The organism is Flavobacterium glycines (assembly GCF_900100165.1).
GTDB lineage: Bacteria > Bacteroidota > Bacteroidia > Flavobacteriales > Flavobacteriaceae > Flavobacterium > Flavobacterium glycines.
On the sequence record NZ_FNEO01000001.1, the window covers coordinates 552,192 to 570,862 of the forward strand.

Sequence of the window (18,671 nt, forward strand, 5' to 3'; positions counted from 1 at the left end):
AGTATTAAGTATCGAGAATTAAGTATTAAGATTATTAATTCTGAAAAATTTTCTTCAAATAAGCCACATTCGCACCATAATTCGCTTTTACATTATGTACATCTGTGGTGTCACGGGAACGTTCTACAATCAACCAGCCTTTCCAGCGCATCTTGTCTAAAGTGGCTTTGATTTTAGGCATGTTTATCTTTTTGTCATTTTGCAACCAAAAACCATCGGTATTCGAAGCATGAATTTGAGCCAAATGTTTTTTACCTAAAATGCTCAATTCTTCCGAAATGTCTTTTTTGTTTTCAATCGCATTCGAAAAATTAAAAGAACTCTTGATTTGTTTACAACCTATTTCTTTTAAAAAGGCTTTCTCGGCAGTTGCATCCAGAGTCGTTTCAACAGCGATAACACCACCTATTTTAGCCACCTGTTTTCCTGCCCATTGCAAACGTTCGATAATAACAGGGCGCAATTCCGGATTTTTCTTCAAATCACATTGATTACCCAATGGCAAATAAGCCACTTTTACATTCATAGTTTTCATGGCATCAATACAATCCTGAACCATTCTTTTTACGGTTTCTCTCTTAGCAAAAGATTGTCCATAGAAACCTGACATCGCAATAGACGAAATCCCTACATTGAATTCCTTAGACTTATCCTTGAATTTTTTCACCTCAACAGGATCAGCCAGTTTGCTGTCAAAGGTTTCGCGATTTCCTAAACCGCCCATGTCCAGTTCGATTCCGTCCGCTTTCAGTTGGCTCGCTAATTCAAATGCACCTAACTTCTGTCTTTTTAGAATCATCCAGTCGCAAACGGCTACTTTATAGTTCTGCTTTTTTGATGATTGAGCCGTAATTGTGTTATTGAAAGTTCCTGATAAAACAACGAACGACGCGATAATTAAGCTCTTTCGAAAACTAACTAACTTCATATTTTTTAATTTTTACCATTAAGATATTTAAGAGAGTTAAACGTATTGCTTAATTAACTTAAATATCTTAATGGTTAATTTTTTAATCTTATTCCTCTTCGGCTTTAACCGCTTTCACTTCTTTACCTTCGTCTCCGGGCCAGATTCCGTTTTTGATTGGAAGTGCTTTTAATTTTGTCGGATTGATTTTCACATATTTCAATCTTTCTCGTCTCCAGGTATAAACTACATGCACCATTCCATCTGAACTCTGAATAATTGACGGATAAGAATACTGACTGATTTTTGAATCTTCTAAAACCAATGCCGCTTTCCAGTGAATTCCATCATTTGAAATTGAAAGATTCAAAGGTGTTCTAGGTCCTTTAGCTTCAGTTCCCGGAGGCAAAACGTGATTGTAAACTAACAAGTGTTTTCCGTTTTTCAAAGTTACCGCATCAGTTCCTGAGTTGTTATTTGGCAATCCTATTAATTCTAAATCTGACCAGTGTTTTCCGTTATCTTTAGAAAATGTACTGTAAATAGCTCTGTTTCTTGTTCTTCCAATAGCCTGAATACTTCCGTCTTTATGGAATAAAATACTTGGCTGAATCGCATTGATTTTTTGTTTTCCTCTTGACAAAGTATCTCCCATAACCCAGGTTTTTCCAAAATCAGGAGTTGATTCCATACGAAGTCTCCATCCGTCACCTTCGATACTTGACGGAAGTAATAAAGTTCCGTTGCTTAACAATACTGGTTTGTTTTTAATTGGCCCTAAGAATCCGTCAGGCATTTTCTCCGCTTCTGACCATGTTTTTCCACCATCCTTAGATCTTCTTAGCATTCCCCACCATTCTGATGGTTTTGGTCCAATTTTATAAAACAACATCAAGTCGCCACCAGGAATTTGATACAAAACCGGATTCCATGTTGGTAATCTCGGCCCTTCTTTCATTACACCGTCGGCAACCTTAATTCCTTCAGTCCATTTGTCGCTTCCTTTAGGTTTTCTGCTTACATAAATACAAACGTCCGGATTTCTTTCAGCCGTTCCTCCAAACCATGATGCCACTAAATCTCCATTGGTTGCTTCCACAATGGTTACCGCATGACAAGAAGGATAAGGTGCTTTATCATAAATAAATTCGTCCACTAAAATTCCTTCTTTCCATGTTTTATGTTTTAAAGAAACGCCACAACTTCCTAAAGTTATTAACCCGATAAGCATTAATGCTATTTTTAATCCTCTCATTTTTATTTATTTATATAATTATCTTTTTACTTTAAACTAATAGAATAATCTCCCGATGGTAAACTTAAAACCTGTTGGTTTCCTTCTGCTTTATGGACGATTTCTGTTTTATCTAGTTTTGATTTATTTACGCTGATTTTTTTAGAATCTGTTGTTGACAAATAAACCAAAGCCGTAGTATTGGCCGGAATACTAATTTTCCATTCTAAAGCATTCTTTTCCTTTTTCCAATTGCTTTTAATCAATCCATACACTGATTCGTAAGAGGCATTTACATAAGTCAGTCCTGCATTGAAATCCGGTTTCATAATGATTTGTTTGAAACCCGGAGTCTCAGGATTGCTTTTGATTCCCGCTATATTTTCGTAGTACCAAATCATTAAATCGCCCAAAAGCATCACGTGATTTTGTGAGTTCATCGATGGGTCGGCAGTGTTTCCGTTCCATAATTCCCAGATGGTTGTTGCGCCATTTTCAACCATAAATCCCCAGCTTGGGTAAGTTTTATTCGAAGCCAATTTATAAGCCAAATCCCCTCTTCCAAAATTCGTCAGCGTTCGCATCAAAAACTGCGTTCCGATAACACCCGTACTAATATGGCCCTGCTTAGTTACTTCAACTTCGTGAACCATACTTTGGAAAACTTTATCTTTTAGATTTTCAGGAACCATCCCGAAAGCTAACGGCAATACGTTTGCGGTTACGGTATTGTTAGCGTAGTAGTTTTTTTCAGTATTCAAAAATTTGGCATTGAAAGCTTTTTTGATTCTCACAGCTAAATCATCATAATGCGCTATATCAGCATCGGCATTTGCGATTACAGCAAACTTTTTCATAATATTCAAAAGCTGATAGTAAAAAGCACTCGACAACAATTGACCATCTGTCATACGGGCAGGATCTTTGGAACGGATTAATTCCAATGATTCCGGTGGCACACACCAGTCACCGTATTTATCCTTGTCCATTAAATCATTTTGCAGATAATTTTCTTCCATATACACCATCCATTTTTTCATAGACGGATATTGTTTTTTAATCACTTCTGCATCAGCAAATTGTTGGTACAACATATCGGCCACCGTGATATACGTTCCCGGCCAGGTCACATTATCACCATAATAACGCCAAAATGCAGGCGCAACATCCGGTAATCCTCCGTCCTGAGTTTGCGAATATTTAATATCGTCCAGCCATTTGGCATACAAAGTCTGGTTATCGAATAAAAAACTTTCTCCATAAGCACCCGTTGTTCTGTCTCCTAACCAAGGCTGACGCTCGTTGCGTTGCGGACAGTCGATGGGCATTCCTTTGTAATTGCCTCTGATTCCCCACCAGGCATTTTTGAAAATCTGGTTCATCGTCGCATTAGAAGATTCAAATGTTCCGGTTGTTTTAATATCGTCATACACCACTTTTCCAACGAAATTATCCAATGTTGGTTTGCTTGGAAAGCCTGAAATTTCTACAAACCGAAAACCATGAAATATAAAACGTGGTTCCCAAGTTTCTTCGCCTTCGCCTTTCAGTGTATAAACATCGGTAGTTTTGGCATCACGCAAATTGGCAATGTATAATGAACCATCTTTTTGCAAAGATTCAGCAAATTTCATCGTGATTTTATCACCTGATTTTCCTTTCACTTTCAGTTGCAACCAACCCACCATATTCTGACCCATATCAAGAATATAAGTTCCTTTGTCCGTCGCTTTAATCGAAATTGGTTTTACTTCGCCTTTGATTTTCATATTCGGCGTCATCTGCGCTTCATAAAAACCGCCCGGTTCCTGAACGTATCTGGCATTTACCCAGTTTTTATCATCAAAATTGGTTGTCGCCCAACCTTTCATTTCCTTACGGGCATCGTATTCTTCCCCGTCGTATTCGTTGTTGGACAAAATCGGTCCGTCAGTGGTTAATTTCCAGCTGTCGTCTGTTCTAATTACGTCTTTTGTTCCATCAGTATATTCGACAAACAACTGCAAAGCCATTTTCGGCAAACCAAAAGATTTGATTTTGTATGGTTTGTAATCCTGACGCATCGCAAAAAAACGTCCGTTTCCTAAAATCGTTCCCAGCATATTTTTGCCTTCCTTCAATTGCGAGGTCACATCAAAAACATTGTATTTTACGTTTTTGGTATAATCCGTCGGAACAGGAGCCAATACCTGATCGCCAATCTTATTTCCGTTGATGTACAGTTCATACAAGCCCATTCCCATGATATAGACTTTGGCACTTTTAACCTGCTTTTTCACATCGATTTCTTTTCTTAAATAACGGGCTGATAACTTCGAATATTGAGAAATGCTGTCATCCTTCGATAATTTTTCATAGCCAATCCAGCGTGTCGATTTCCATTCGGAATAGGTTAGAATCCCGATGCTGAAATGGGCATTTTCTGCTGATTTTATTTCGCCTTTATTGGTAAAAACAATTACTTTCCAAAAGGCATTGTCTCTGTCGTTTAACTTTTTTCCGTTGTAAAGAACATTAACCGATGCATCAGCTGCTACTTTTCCGCTATCCCATAAATCGGCTTTACCGGCATTCAGGTTTTCTAAAGTCGAAGCGACCAAAACTTGATAAGCAGTTTGTTTTACATCGTTGACATCTGCTTTTATTTGCCAGCTCAAACGTGGTTTCAGCACATCGATTCCTTCCGGATTGTTCAGCATTTCGCATTGCAAATTGGTCACGCTGATTTTTGTTTGGGCTTTCACCAAAGAAAAACAGAGCGATGCAATGAGGATGAATGTATGTAAAATTATTTTTTTCATAAAGTGTAATTTTTATTTCACGCAGATTTCGCAGATTTAGGCAGATTTTATTTGAATAAGATTGATATAAAAATCTGTGTTTATCTGTTTCAATCCGCTCAAATCTGCGTGCAATTCTTTTCTATTCCGATATTAATTTCTCCAATCTCTCAGAAGCGGCAATCTCTTTCCCATTTTTGAAAACTCTGAAACCTTTTCCTTTACCGTATTTCTCCCCTGTTTTATCCCAAAGAACCGTAATAATATTACCGTGATACAACACATTATCCAGACAGAACCAATCCCATTTTTCCTGAGGAATCAACGGATTAACTTCAATTTTTTCATTGGCTCTCGGGCGTAAACCCACCAATCCTGTAATCATCAAATCGTTAAAAGTAGAATGATTGTAATAACGGCTTCTTTCTTTGTCGCCCATCAACCAATAACCCGTAGTTTCATCCAGATATTCGCCTAAATAAGGTCTTCCTCGGTAATATTGTGATTGCACATACAATTCCATCTGTTTAAAATAATCAGTTTTGCCAACAAAACTTTGATCGTAATTATTCAAAACATTAGCCATTGCGGTCAAAGTTTGCGAAGTAGCAAAAGGCCAGATAGCGCCATCCCACTCACAGGTTCCGGTTCCGTGAGTCCTGAAACGCGGACTTCTTCTTTCAGCTGTTGTCAAACCAAAAGGAGCCGAAAACCCTTTTTCATCCTTAATTTGTTCCCAGGCTTTTTCAAAACCTTTGTCTTTTTGTGGCAGGTTAAAATACCAAGGAATAAACCCAATTGCTTCTCTTACCTGTGCCAGCGTATCTTTTTCGGTAAACGTTTCAAAGAATTCACTTTTCTTATTCCATAATTTGGTTTCCACCAATTGTTGCAAAACATCGGCTTTAGCCTTGAATTTGGCTTCCACTTCCTTATCGCCTTTCATCGCTGCCATTTTGGAAATCGCCATAGCATTGCCATACATATAACTGTTAATCGTCGGTCGTGCGTTTTGCACTTTACGTCCACCGCTCAACGATTCTTCCATTCCGTCTTTTACATCATGTTGCCAAAACAAACCATCTTTGCGCTGACGATCTTTTTCCCAAACAGCATAATCAGTAACCATATCCGGATACATATCCAATAAGAATTTTTCATCCTTATTGACTAAATAACGATTATACAAAGCATCGGCTGTCCAACTACTGAATTTGTACAATTTATTCATTGGCTTACCCTCATTACCACGATACCAGATTTTAGCATACTGTTCAATGTATTTTGGATCGTGTACCCAACGGAACTCATTGATGTGATGCCCAACTGCACAAGAAATCAAATTGTATTTATCAGCATACGAACGTTGTACCAAAAACTCGGTAATTCCATAACCTTGAGGAGTCTTGATAATGTGTTTTCTCGCACTCCACCAACGGAAATAATAGATTTCCTCAAAATTTTGCTGCGGACATTCAAACAAAGGAATATTCGATTTCATCCAAACCCAGGCACTGTCATTCGGAATGGCAAATTTTAGATTTTCATCTTCCATTGTGTTGAAATAATCCACATAATGTTTGAAATTATCGGCTTTCAATACAGCTCCTTTTGAAGAATGTCCCATCGTCGATTTACAACTACTGAAAGCTGCAATCAGGATAATAAAAACTATTATTTTGTATTTAAATTGGTGTAACATTTGTTCTAATTGATATGTTATTTAAAATTCATTTGTTATTCCCCTCTTTTTAAGAGGGGTGGCTGAAAGCCGGGGTGTTTTTTCACTACATTTTTTCCACCCCGCCCTACGGGCACCCCTCCAAAGGAGGGGAAAAATTAATTTCCATAAAAAGTATAAGTCTTTCCAGCTTTCATATCAATATCGTATTCATTGTATTTTGGAAGCTTGAATTTCTTAATAGTAGCTTTTTCAGATATAACAGCTTTTTTCACATCAGCCGATTGAAACAATTCGTTTGGATTTTGACCTTTGGCTTTTTTCAGTTGGAAACCGTCAGCTTTTAATGTGCTTTCCAATCTCAATCTGCAATTTCCATCTAATTTAGCCTGAATTTTCAACATCGAAACCTTATTATTTTTCCATTCCAAATCTACAACATAACCTCCTCTGGTTACAATTCCTTTTATCGAACCGTCTTTCCAAACCGTTGGCAAAGCAGGCAATAATTGAATCGCACCTTCCTGACTTTGAATCAGCATTTCGACAATTCCTGAAGTACAACCAAAATTACCATCAATTTGAAACGGTTGGTGTGCATCAAGCATATTCGGATAGGTTCCACCACCTTTGCGTTGTTCCGGAGTAACCAGTTTTAATTGGTCATTCAATAATTTATAAGCGTGATTCCCGTCTAATAAACGAGCCCATAAATTCACTTTCCAACCCATAGACCAACCGGTTGATTCATCCGTTCTGTAAATCAAAGATTGTTTAGCTGCTTCAAATAATTCAGGTGTTCTAAAAGCTGATATTTGGTTACTTGGAAACAATCCATACAAATGCGATACGTGACGGTGATTGTCTTTTGGATTGTCCCAGTCGTCCTGCCATTCCTGTAATTGATTGTATTGTCCAATTTTCATTGGAGGCATTTTAGCCAAAGCTTCTTTAACTTTTTTAGCAAAAACCTGATCACCAGAAACAATATCGGTAGCCCTAATTACATTCGAAAACAAATCAAACAGCAATTGGTTATCCATCGTAGTTCCCGATGAAAGTGTAGCCGCTCCGCTTCCTCCCGGATGCGTATTTTCCGGAGAAACTGACGGCACTACTACCAAATAACCTGTATTAGGATCTTTTACCAAAAAGTCTAAGAAGAATTCAGCTGCACCTTTCATAATAGGATAAATCTCTTTCAGGTAATTTTTATCTCCTGTGTACAAATATTTCTCCCATAAATCCTGAGAAACCCAAGCTCCTCCAGTAGGCCACATTCCTGAAGTGGCGTGATCTATAGGTCCTGTAATTCGCCAGATATCAGTATTGTGATGCAGCACCCAGCCATTGGCATTGTACATGATTTTTGCAGTTTCATGACCTGTAACAGCCAATTCTTTTGCCATTTGAATAAAAGGCTCATGCATTTCCGAAAGATTAGTTACTTCGGCAGGCCAATAATTCATCTCAGCATTAATGTTCATTGTATATTTACTTTCCCAGGCAGGGAATAACATATCATTCCAGATCCCTTGCAGGTTAGCCGGTTGTCCTCCGGGTTGCGAAGAAGAAATCAATAAATAACGACCAAATTGAAAATACAAAGCCGCTAATTGCGGATCAAATTGTTTAGAGAAATTTCGAATACGTTCGTCCGTAGTGGCATTTGCAGCAGCATTTGTACCCAAATCCAATGCAACGCGATGGAAGAATTTTTGGTAATAAGCTACGTGAGATTTTTTGATTTCTTCGAAGTTTTTAGTCAAAGCCGCTTCAAGAAAACGTTTACATTTTTCCTCCTGATTTAAATCTAAAGTTTTGTAATCAACAAAGTTAGTAGCGATAGAAATGTATAAAGTAGCTTCATCTGCTCCGTCGATGCTAATAATTCCGTTTTTTGAACTAACTGAACCGCCTACGTTTTTAACTGCGGTACGTCCCTGAAATTTTATTTTCCCTTTTAGACCTTCAACTGTACTTCCCACTCCTGACAATACACTTTGATTCCCGTCCGAATAAGGTTCGGTTTTATCAAAAGGGCTGTTCATCATCACATTGCAGGTAATCATTCCCGGTTTACTTGCCGTCAATTTTACAGCTACAACCTGATCAGAAAAAGCTGTTAAAATTTCTCTTTTATATTCAACACCATTCACTACATATTTCACCGTAGCCGTAGCATTATCAATATTTAAATCGCGATAATAATTGGTAAATTTATCATGCCCCGAAAAAGAAACATACACACTTCCAAAAGTCTGATACGGCATTCCATTATTGGTTTGCGACATCATTTCTTTATCTGCCAGGGTATGCGCTTCATCAAATTTACCATCGAAAATTAATTTTCTAACCACCGGTAAAGCAGCTAATGATTTAGAATGTGCATTTGAATTTGGCGAACCAGCCCAAATGGTTTCTTCGTTTAATTGTAATCTTTCAATACTTGGATTGCCAAAAACCATCGCTCCCAAACGTCCATTACCCAAAGGCAGGGCTTCGTTCCAGATAGCAGCCGGTTTATCGTACCAAAGTTTTAAATCAGATTTGGATTGTGCCATCACAGCAAATGAAAAGAATCCAAAACAGATTACAATAATTTTATTTTTTAAGTTCATATTTTATGCTTTTTGGGCGAAAACCCTAATTATTTTTTGGTACAAATTAGATATTATTATGATAGCTATTTTTATTTAGTTGTCATTTCTGACATTAATTTTTTATTTCCAATTATTAATTGAAACAGTATAACCCCGAAAATCCCAAGTATTAAAATCCCAAGTATTTCAAATGAATAAATAACAACATCTTTTTTTATTTCTTGGATTTCTTTTTCTCTACAATACAAATTTATGTTTGCATCACTTGCTGAATATTCTACACATATTTCATCTCCAACTTCTCCTTTGTATGAATTAAAAGTAGAACCTTCGTATTTTTTACCATCAACAAAAAATTCATAATATGCTGAATAAACACTTTTCCCAGATATTGACACAACTTTGGCATAAGTTGATTTTGTATTCGAAGAAACAATTTTTCTTATGCTGTTTTGTTTATTAACAACGTAAAAAGAAAATGAAAATATAACCAGAAAAAAAACAAAACAAACAAGTAACATTTGCCTAAATAATTTTGATATTTTACTCCAGTCAATTCTTCTATTAACTTTCTTTTTATGTTCTTTCTCGTAGAGGCGTCTTTCTCGTCTATTCAATTATTCTTTGTTTATTATTACGGTTAACTTGTTAATTAGTGTCTATTCTTTTACTTCTTAACCTCATTTACTTTAAGATTCTTCTCTCCAAACATTTCATATAATTTGTCAATATCTTTCAATGCGTTGGCGGGTAAATTTTCACCTTTAGCACCAAAAACATACATTTTTTCATAGGGTTCAATCACACAAGTCGATTCATCAATTTCGCCTTTTTCGTTTTGAACCTTTTTCAAATCTAATCCTAAATATTTCGCCATAAACGGATACATCGCCATGCGTTTTGATTCTCCGTAATTATGTCCTTCTTTTGGAAAATGAGCATTTTCAACTAAATTTTCCTTTCCGTACAATCCATAGGTTTTCTTAACAAATGGATATTCTAATTCGGGTACAGTTGCTGTCCAATCACCACCATCAGAAACAATCAGCTGTGGCTTTGGCGCAGCCATTGATGCAATCTCAGCATTATTGGTTCCGTTTCCACAAAGATGCAAACCGCGACCACTTTCGCAAGGACAACCTCCCGAAAAATGAGAAGACGTCATCACCACAGGAACCGAAACTTTTATTCTGTCATCAATAGCGGCCAAAAACATCGTTTGAGAACCACCACCTGAACCACCAGTTGCAGCTACACGGCTCATATCTGCATATTTTTGAGTAGCCATATAATCTAACAATCGTTCGGCACTTAAAACCTGAATAGTTTGAGCAATGCTCTGACGATGCAATGTTGATGGAAACTGCAACGTAGATTCGCCCCAGGCAAACAAATCAAAATCAACAACCACTGCTCCCATTTTTGCTAAAACAGCACAACGCAATTGCTGGTCTTTTCTATATCTTCCATCACCAAAATGACCATTAGGCGTAATGATTACCGGAGCTTTTCCTTTTAAAGGATACGGTTTGTAAATAGAACCCGTTGCATAAACACCCGGAATAATTTCTAAACCAATATTCTCAACTGTATAATTTCCATACTTTCTTATCGGTGTCAAAATTGGTTTTTTCTTTGGCATTGGCGGTGCTTTGTCTAAACCAATCGAACTAATGATACACTGCTTTAAATCGGCTTTTCTGGTTTCCCAGGCTTTCAAATTAGGATACAAATCAGCTAAATATTCCAAACGTTCTTTACCAACATTATCCGAATTTCTTGCATATTCAAACTTTCGAATAACATAAGTCGAATCATTTTCCTTAAAAAAAGTAAGATCGAAGGGAGCTAAAATTGCCGTTAATGAAACTTCTAAATTGCCCTGACGGATTCTCCAGTCGGCATAATCCAATTCCTTTTCTTTTAATAAACCATCTTTGTCTTTGATAGTTACCTTAAAAATCGATTCTATCTTTTGGATGGTTTTTGTAATTGGTCCGCGATAATTATCGTCTGATGTTTGCGCATTCCCTTTTGGCAACAACAAAAATAGAAATACCACCAGAAATACCTTCTTCATTTTATCCCTTTTCCTCTTTAAATTTATCATTTTATTTCTATTTACAAAGCAGATTCCACAACATATATTCCTGAACCTAAGACAAATGAAGATTTTTCTTCATTATCCAAAACTTTCAGGACATTTTTAGAATCGCTTAGTATTTTACCATTCACTTTGATAATTGCATTCTTTTTAACCGGCAATTTTACCGTTGCCGTTGTATTTACCGGAATCGTAAATTTGAAAGCTACCTTGTTATCTTTTTTCTCCCACTCTGAAGCAATTTCTCCAAAAACAGAATTATACGTTCCTTTAACAAAAGTCATATCACCTACCATTTCCGGTTGCAGGAAGAAATGTTTGAATCCCGGATTTGCCTCATCTGCAACTATACCAACCAAACTTTTATAAAACCATTCCTCAATTTGCCCCATCATAAAGTGATTCCATGAATTTCCTTTTCTCGGATCCCATTGTTCTGTTAAGGTGGTCAAACCAAATTTAATCTGGAAACCATAACCCGGTGCATCATAATGATTGTGCATTTTGTACATCACCTCATTCAAACCGTTATCAGCCAAAACCTGAAATAAATAACGATTTCCAACATCTCCTGTAGTCAATCTGTAATTTCTTGCTTTGATGTCGTTAACCAAATTGTCTAAAACCGCCTGCTTATCTTCCGGAGCAACCATATTTAAAAACAACGGAACAGCATTGCTAAACTGACTTCCTGTACCGTATTGTTTCGTCTTTGCATCAAAGAACTTGCCATTAAATGCATTTTTTACACTTTTTGCTAAATTTTCATAAATAACGGCATCTTCTTTTTTGTCTAAATATCTTGCAGCTTTAGCCAATAAATCAATTCCAAAATAGTAATGACTTGTAGCCGAAAGCGCTATAGGACTGTTTTTAGAATACCCCGCTGCATGATCTCCGTAATCATACCAGTCGCCTAATCCATGAGAAACAATTCCGTCTTTTGACTTTGATGTCAAATAATCAACATATTTTTTCATTACAGGATAATATTCTTTCAGCAAAGAATCATCTCCGTAATATTCATAGTACATCCAAGGCAGGATAACTCCCGTTACTCCCCATTCCGGCGAATCGGTAAAATCACCACCAAAAACAACATATTCAGGAACAATTGACGGAATTAAACCACCATCACGTTGTGAATCGGCAATATTCTGCATTGTTGCAGGAATAAAACTTTTCAGATTGTAATTAAATAACAATCCCGGACCGTTTAAGTGAATTTCCTCAATCCAGCCCAGTTTTTCACGTTGCGGACAATCGGTGAAAACACTTTGAAAATTACTTTTTATAGCATTATTAATCAGCCAATGTGTTTTGTTGAAGATGTCATTGGAAGATTCAAAAGTTCCTGCTTCGCCAGCCGAATTGTATATAAAATTCGATTTTAAATCAACCAATGTTGGCAGATTTTCATTTTTGGTTTCTTTGTAATTGATATTCTCAATCTGCACATATTGAAACCCATAATAACTGAATTTCGGTTGCCATTCTTCAATCCCGTCGCCTTTCAGCGTATAGTCATAATAATATGGTTTTCCGGTTTTTCCCTGACCGACTGTTCCGTCTTCATTCAGGCTTTCGCCAACCCAAACACGAACCGTTTGTCCTTTTTTTCCTTTTACTTTTATGGTTGTAAATCCGGAAAGATTTTGTCCCATATTGAAAATGTAAAAATTAGGTTTCAGCTCTTTGGCTTCCTTAACTTCGTATCGTTTTTGGATTGTAATTGGCGTAGTTGTCTGCGGTTTCAAAACACCTTTTGGCGCTTCCTGAACGACTACTTTTTTCCAGTTGGTTTCGTTAAACCCCTTAAGGTTCCAGCCTTTTTGTTCCAAATTAGCATTGTAATCTTCTCCTCCAAAAATACTGTTATAAGTAATTGGGCTTTTGCTGTATTTCCAACTTGCATCCGATTTTACAATTTCTTCCGAACCGTCTTTATAAGTAATTTTCATTTTAAAAAACAAAGTCGGCGGACCAAAACTCACATAAAATTTAGAATATCTTTCGGCAAGCGTGTTATACATTCCGTTACCCAACAAAACACCGATTACGTTTTCTCCTTTTTGAAGTTCTTTGGTATTTAATTCGTAAACATTGTAATTTACGGTTTTGTCGTAATCTGTCCACAACGGTGCAAACTCACTGTTCCCGATTTTTTTACTGTTGATGGTCAGTTCATAATGTCCCAAACCGGAAATGTAAACCACAGCTTCTTTGATTTCTTTATTTACCGAAAATGGTTTACGAAGCATGATACTTCTGCGTGACAATGAATCGGAGGCATTAATCAAAGCGTCTTTTTTCTGTCTGTTAAAAGTTGCCGTATGGTAATTTCTGCCTTCCGGCAAATGACTATCAGCCTTTGTAATGGCACCAATCCAGGTTGGATTTAAATCCGAAGGTTGCGTTCTGAAAGAATTGGTTTCACTCCATTGAGAAGCTTTTTTATCATTCGACCAAACTCGTACTTTCCAGAAATATTTCGTTTCGTTTTTTAATGCTTTTCCATTGTAACGTAAATCCTGACTTGCAGCAGAAATGACTTTTCCACTATCCCAAATATCTCCTTGATTTTTATTCAATTTTTCAACAGAAGAAGCTACCAATAGCTGATAAGCAGTTTGGGAAATATTGTACTCTTTAGAAGTCAATTTCCAACTAAAAACAATAGATTTTGTGCTTACAGCCAAAGGATTTACAGCCGCATTACAGCTTAAATCACTGACTTTAACTTGACCATTCGAAATAAAAGTTGCTAAAAGACAAAAGAGAAATAGTATGTTTTTTAAATTCTTCATATTTTATTTTTGCACATAAATTTGGCAGATTTTATTTTGTGAATTTTTAAATATTTCAATCTTTTAATCTTACAATTTCTTTGTAACCAATGATTTAATATTAAAAACTGCTTCCGGGATTTCCATACCTGTATTTTTTAAATCGTCGTAATCTTCTGTATCAGGTGCTGTATCCGGATTTGGAGTATAACGTTGTTCCCCGGTTCTGAACATGATGCGCTCAAAACCATCTACTGGAGCATAAAAAATACGTGTTGATTCTTTACCATCATTTACTTTTATCGTATAAGAACGTGTTTTTACATCTAACTTAACCGTAACAGTATATTCTTTTCCAGCTTCGTATTTAGCAACACCACCAGAGCGGGCACCATTTTTTGCAGTTATTTCTCCATTCGAATCAAATACCAATCGTACCGCAGGAAGTCCTTGACGGTTTTGAAATTCAACTTGTAATACGCCATGATTATTTTGTTCCGGTTTTACTGTAAACGTAGCTTCCATTTTTTGTGCAAAAGGAATCACACGTTCTACACGGGAATAATCAAACATGTCGTGGTCTCTTAAAGTAAGCCATTTTACACCGTCGGCTTTCTTTTCTATTTTGGCGGAAGCCCAGGAAAGATCATAGGTATTCCACATCTTCAATTCTTCGCCATTAAGCAAATTATTGAAAACGTCGTTTACATTTTCTTTTACAACTGAAGTCACCGGAACCGGAATTGAAGCCACCCAAATATCTTCTTTGTTCACACTATAACCTACCCAAATCTTTCCATCAGGCGGCGTGCCATTATCTTCTGTAATTCCGCGAACATATTGCGGCCCTGCCGATTTATAGTTTCCACCGTAACGCATCGGGCTGATTTCGCCGTGAACCAACAATAAATCTTTATAATTTAAACCATCGTCAGAAGTTGAAATAGCCAATGGCCAACGGTATTCCGATGGATTATACAAGGTGGCATAACGACTATCAGAGGTTTTTTGTCCCCAAATTTTAGCATTACTGTTTACAAAACCCGGTGCTCTTAATGGCATGTATTCCCAGGTTTTTCCACCGTCTTTACTAACCGAAGTTAAAGCGTGTTTCCATAAACCTACTACGTTTCCGTTTGGCAAATGATAATAACTAAAGGCTTTATACGGTTTTTGTAACGGAATCAATTCGTCATCGCGATCGGCCTCTTCCACCCATTGCTGAACTACCAATGGTTTCGAAAGAATTTCGGCACAGGCTTTCTTCAAATATTTATCTTTTGACTGTGTATAAAATGGAAATACCGACTTTGATTTATCCCATGTTTTATTGTAACGAATGAAATAAATAGGACCAAAACTTCCGTCTTTCTTGATCTCACGAATTACACGACCGATTCCTTTTCCGTCATTCGGATCGTCTTTTTCATCCATTGCAATGCCATAATAACCTAAAGCATACAATTTTTTATCCGAAGAAGTATAAAATCCCATACGCTGGTGCATGATGGCATCCAGATTTTTAGCAACACCTTCCACACCTTCTTTTTTCCAACCGTCAGGAATGTGGTAAATAGGGAAAATTACCTTAGGCTTTGTCCAGGTATTTCCATCTTTAGAAGTCATAATCAGCGTTTGACTTGGCGGAATATGTTCTCCTGATGGATCGCTCAGATAATGCAGATAAAAAGTATTATTCCAATAAGCCATCATCGGTTGGTGATTGTAAGTCCAGCCAAAACCATCCGCTTTTTCAGGATGCTCACGGCTGGCACGCATAATTTGCGTAGCATGAACCCCCACTGCCGGACTCAATTGCCCATGATGATAATCGATATTCGAAAGGGTTTTTCCAACATATTTTACCGTATCATTTTGCGCAACAATAGTTGTACAACTTGCAATTGTAATGGCTGCTGCTAAAATGCTTTCTTTTATATTTAGAAGTGTATTCATTATTTTTTATTTTCAATTAAAACTTTCAACTTTTTCTTTGAAATAGTTGTAATCGTTCCGTGCTTGTGTCCTTCCGGAAGTTGTATTTTTGAACTTACGTTTTCAAAATTCTTAAAATCAGAAGTTCGGATTGCCTGGTAATTTTTGGCTCCATAATTATCATAATAAATCAACCAGTCATTATCTTTCTTCAAAACCGTAGGTCCTTCTGAAAGATGGTCTGTAAACGGCTCAGAGATATTTTCAAATGGTCCTAATGGCGTTTTTCCAAAGGCTACTTTTATATTTCGCATTGGTCGTGTATTGTCTTTTAAAACCAAAACATAATCATTTTTGGCTCGTTTTAAAAGCACACAATCAATTACGCTGAAACCGGGTTCGAAAAATAATTTGGTATCCGAAAACGTTTTGAAATCCTTAGTCGTTACATAATACATTCTATGATTGTTTTTCTCTTCTTCCTGTCCTTTTGCATATCGAAACGGAATAGTAGAAGCCCAAATGATGATATATTGATCCTCCTCGTCATCATAAAAAATTTCAGGAGCCCAAACATTCACTACTTCCGGTTCGTTTTTCATCACGTGAATATACTGCTGTTCTGACCAGTGTATTAAATCCTTGGAACTGGCATAACCAAAACCGTCTCCGCCTTTCCAATCGGTAGTCCAAACCATGTGATACACATCATTTTTACCTTTTACGATGGAAGGATCACGCATGATTTTGCTTTTTCCTGCTTCGGGTTTTAAATAAGGCCCGCCCAAATCTTTCCAATGGTAACCGTCTTCGCTGGAGGCAAGGTACAAACCTGCTGTTGCCGGTTCTCTAAAAGAAGTGAACAAATAGGCTTGTTTCGAATTGGAACAACTCAAAACAGAAAAACTAACTATTAATATGATTATTATTCTTTTCATATTTTAATTTTTAATTCAAATCCTGCAAGACTTAAAAAGACCTTACAGGATTAGTAATTTTTATTCGACAACGGCTGCGGCGTTTAATGAAGCTCCTTTGTTGACTACTTTCTTCACATTATTAAAAACGTTGTTTTTCAAATAAATTCCTTTGGTTTTAGCACCATCAGCTTCTAAGAAAACATCGGTAGCAAACATTGGAAAATTATTATTAATCATCATATTTGAAACATCCGTCAATTTAATTAATGGTGTATTGGCAACTGGTTTCATTGTGGCCACATTGTCTAAAATCAAATTATTTGAATTTTCGATTTTGAAAGCAGCACCCGTCTTAGTTGTAATTTTTGCATCGTGAAATTCTACATTATCAGCTGTGTTCAATAAAAAACCTTCTTCAGACTGAATATTGATATTTGAAAAAGAAATGTTTTGAACCGGCATCTCAGAAATTCCATAAATAATACCCGCATTTTTAACATTAGTTCCCGTTAAATTACTGATATGAATGTTTCTGAAAATTGGAGTACGTTCAGAAACAGGCTCTTCTTTGCTTGACTTATCATAAAACAGGTCCATTACAATAGCTTCTCCTTTGATGTCTTTCATCACGATATTGTCTACACGGATATCTTCAACAACTCCACCACGACCACGAGCCGATTTCAAACGGATTCCTCTGTCAGTTCCGTCAAAAACACAATTTGAAATCGTAACTTTTTTGATTCCTCCCGACATTTCGCTACCAATAACCACTCCACCGTGACCGCTTAACATCGTACAATTGGTAATCGTAACATTCTCGGTAGCTACGCCATATTTACGTCCGTCTTCGTCTCTTCCTGATTTGATGGTAATACAATCATCGCCCACGCTGATATGGCAATTAGAAATATGTACGTTTTTGCAGGAAGAAGGATTGATTCCGTCAGTATTAGGCGAATACGGATTATTAATCGTAATTCCTGTAACGGTTACATTCTCACAAAACTCAGGGTTTATAGTCCAAAAAGGAGAATTTTGAAAAGTAACTCCTTCGATTAAAATATTCTTACAGTTAAGTACCTGAAAGAAAGAAGGTCTGAAAAAATGCTTATCAATTGTTCTTTTATAATAAGCTTCATACTTAATTCCCGGGTTTTGTTCCACCCACATGGTTTGGTATTTAGTTGGCGGAATAGGACCTTTAGCAGTTTCAATTCGGTACACTTCATTCCACCAGGCTTTTCCTTGTCCGTCGATAACTCCTCTTCCTTTGATACTGATGTTTTCTGCATCTTTAGCATAGAATAATGGTGAAAAAGTTTTCATCATTATTCCCTCGTAACGCATTTCTACATAAGGCAAATAATCATCGAAATTCTCAGAAAATTTCAAAACTGCACCTGCATCTACATAAATACAGATATTACTTTTTAATTTTAAAGCACCTGTTAAATAATTTCCGGCAGGAAAATAAACCGTTCCTCCTCCATCATTAGCGGAAGCTTTATCAATAGCAGCCTGAATCGCTTTGGTACACAAAATTCCTTTATTGTTTCCACCTACATTTAGAATGTTTATCCAACCTTCATTTTTAGCATTGGCAACATTGAATCCGATAAGAAAACAAAGTACCAGTATTATATTTTTAATTTTCATAGTATTATATTTATTAGACCACAGATTTCACAGACTAATACGGATTTTTTTATCTGCTGAAT

At 36.6% G+C, this 18,671-nt stretch carries 11 protein-coding genes; all 11 read right to left on the reverse strand.

What is annotated here, in order from left to right; genetic code table 11:
* Positions 1-34: 34 nt before the first annotated feature.
* Entirely contained in the window at positions 35-928 is an 894-nt protein-coding gene (locus tag BLR17_RS02105) for a sugar phosphate isomerase/epimerase family protein (RefSeq protein ID WP_066328196.1), read from the reverse strand.
* A gap of 88 nt (positions 929-1,016) precedes the next feature.
* Positions 1,017-2,162, reverse strand: a complete 1,146-nt coding sequence (locus BLR17_RS02110; RefSeq protein ID WP_066328195.1) for a sialidase family protein — start codon at positions 2,160-2,162, stop codon at positions 1,017-1,019.
* A 26-nt stretch (positions 2,163-2,188) separates the two neighbouring features.
* Positions 2,189-4,942 carry a glycoside hydrolase family 78 protein gene (locus BLR17_RS02115; protein WP_066328193.1) on the reverse strand — a complete coding sequence of 918 codons (2,754 nt, stop codon included), beginning with the start codon at positions 4,940-4,942 and terminating at the stop codon, positions 2,189-2,191.
* A gap of 121 nt (positions 4,943-5,063) precedes the next feature.
* Complete coding sequence (locus BLR17_RS02120; RefSeq protein WP_066328191.1) at positions 5,064-6,623, reverse strand: MGH1-like glycoside hydrolase domain-containing protein; 1,560 nt, start codon at positions 6,621-6,623, stop codon at positions 5,064-5,066.
* 137 nt (positions 6,624-6,760) lie between these two features.
* Positions 6,761-9,223, reverse strand: a complete 2,463-nt coding sequence (locus tag BLR17_RS02125; RefSeq protein WP_066328189.1) for a glycoside hydrolase family 95 protein — start codon at positions 9,221-9,223, stop codon at positions 6,761-6,763.
* A 71-nt stretch (positions 9,224-9,294) separates the two neighbouring features.
* Complete coding sequence (locus BLR17_RS02130; protein ID WP_139068359.1) at positions 9,295-9,822, reverse strand: hypothetical protein; 528 nt, start codon at positions 9,820-9,822, stop codon at positions 9,295-9,297.
* Positions 9,823-9,872: 50 nt separating this feature from the next.
* Entirely contained in the window at positions 9,873-11,285 is a 1,413-nt protein-coding gene (locus tag BLR17_RS02135; protein WP_066328501.1) for an alpha/beta hydrolase family protein, read from the reverse strand.
* Between the two features lie 41 nt (positions 11,286-11,326).
* Positions 11,327-14,116 (reverse strand): glycoside hydrolase family 78 protein, encoded by a 2,790-nt coding sequence (locus BLR17_RS02140; protein WP_066328187.1) that lies wholly within the window; start codon positions 14,114-14,116, stop codon positions 11,327-11,329.
* Between the two features lie 69 nt (positions 14,117-14,185).
* Positions 14,186-16,051: an exo-alpha-sialidase gene (locus tag BLR17_RS02145; RefSeq protein ID WP_066328186.1), complete on the reverse strand. Its 1,866-nt coding sequence runs from the start codon at positions 16,049-16,051 to the stop codon at positions 14,186-14,188.
* Positions 16,051-16,968, reverse strand: a complete 918-nt coding sequence (locus tag BLR17_RS02150) for a glycoside hydrolase family 43 protein (RefSeq protein WP_066328185.1) — start codon at positions 16,966-16,968, stop codon at positions 16,051-16,053. The genes BLR17_RS02145 and BLR17_RS02150 overlap by 1 nt, the downstream gene beginning before the upstream one ends.
* A 60-nt stretch (positions 16,969-17,028) precedes the next feature.
* Positions 17,029-18,609 carry a glycoside hydrolase family 28 protein gene (locus BLR17_RS02155; RefSeq protein WP_066328184.1) on the reverse strand — a complete coding sequence of 527 codons (1,581 nt, stop codon included), beginning with the start codon at positions 18,607-18,609 and terminating at the stop codon, positions 17,029-17,031.
* Positions 18,610-18,671 lie beyond the last annotated feature (62 nt).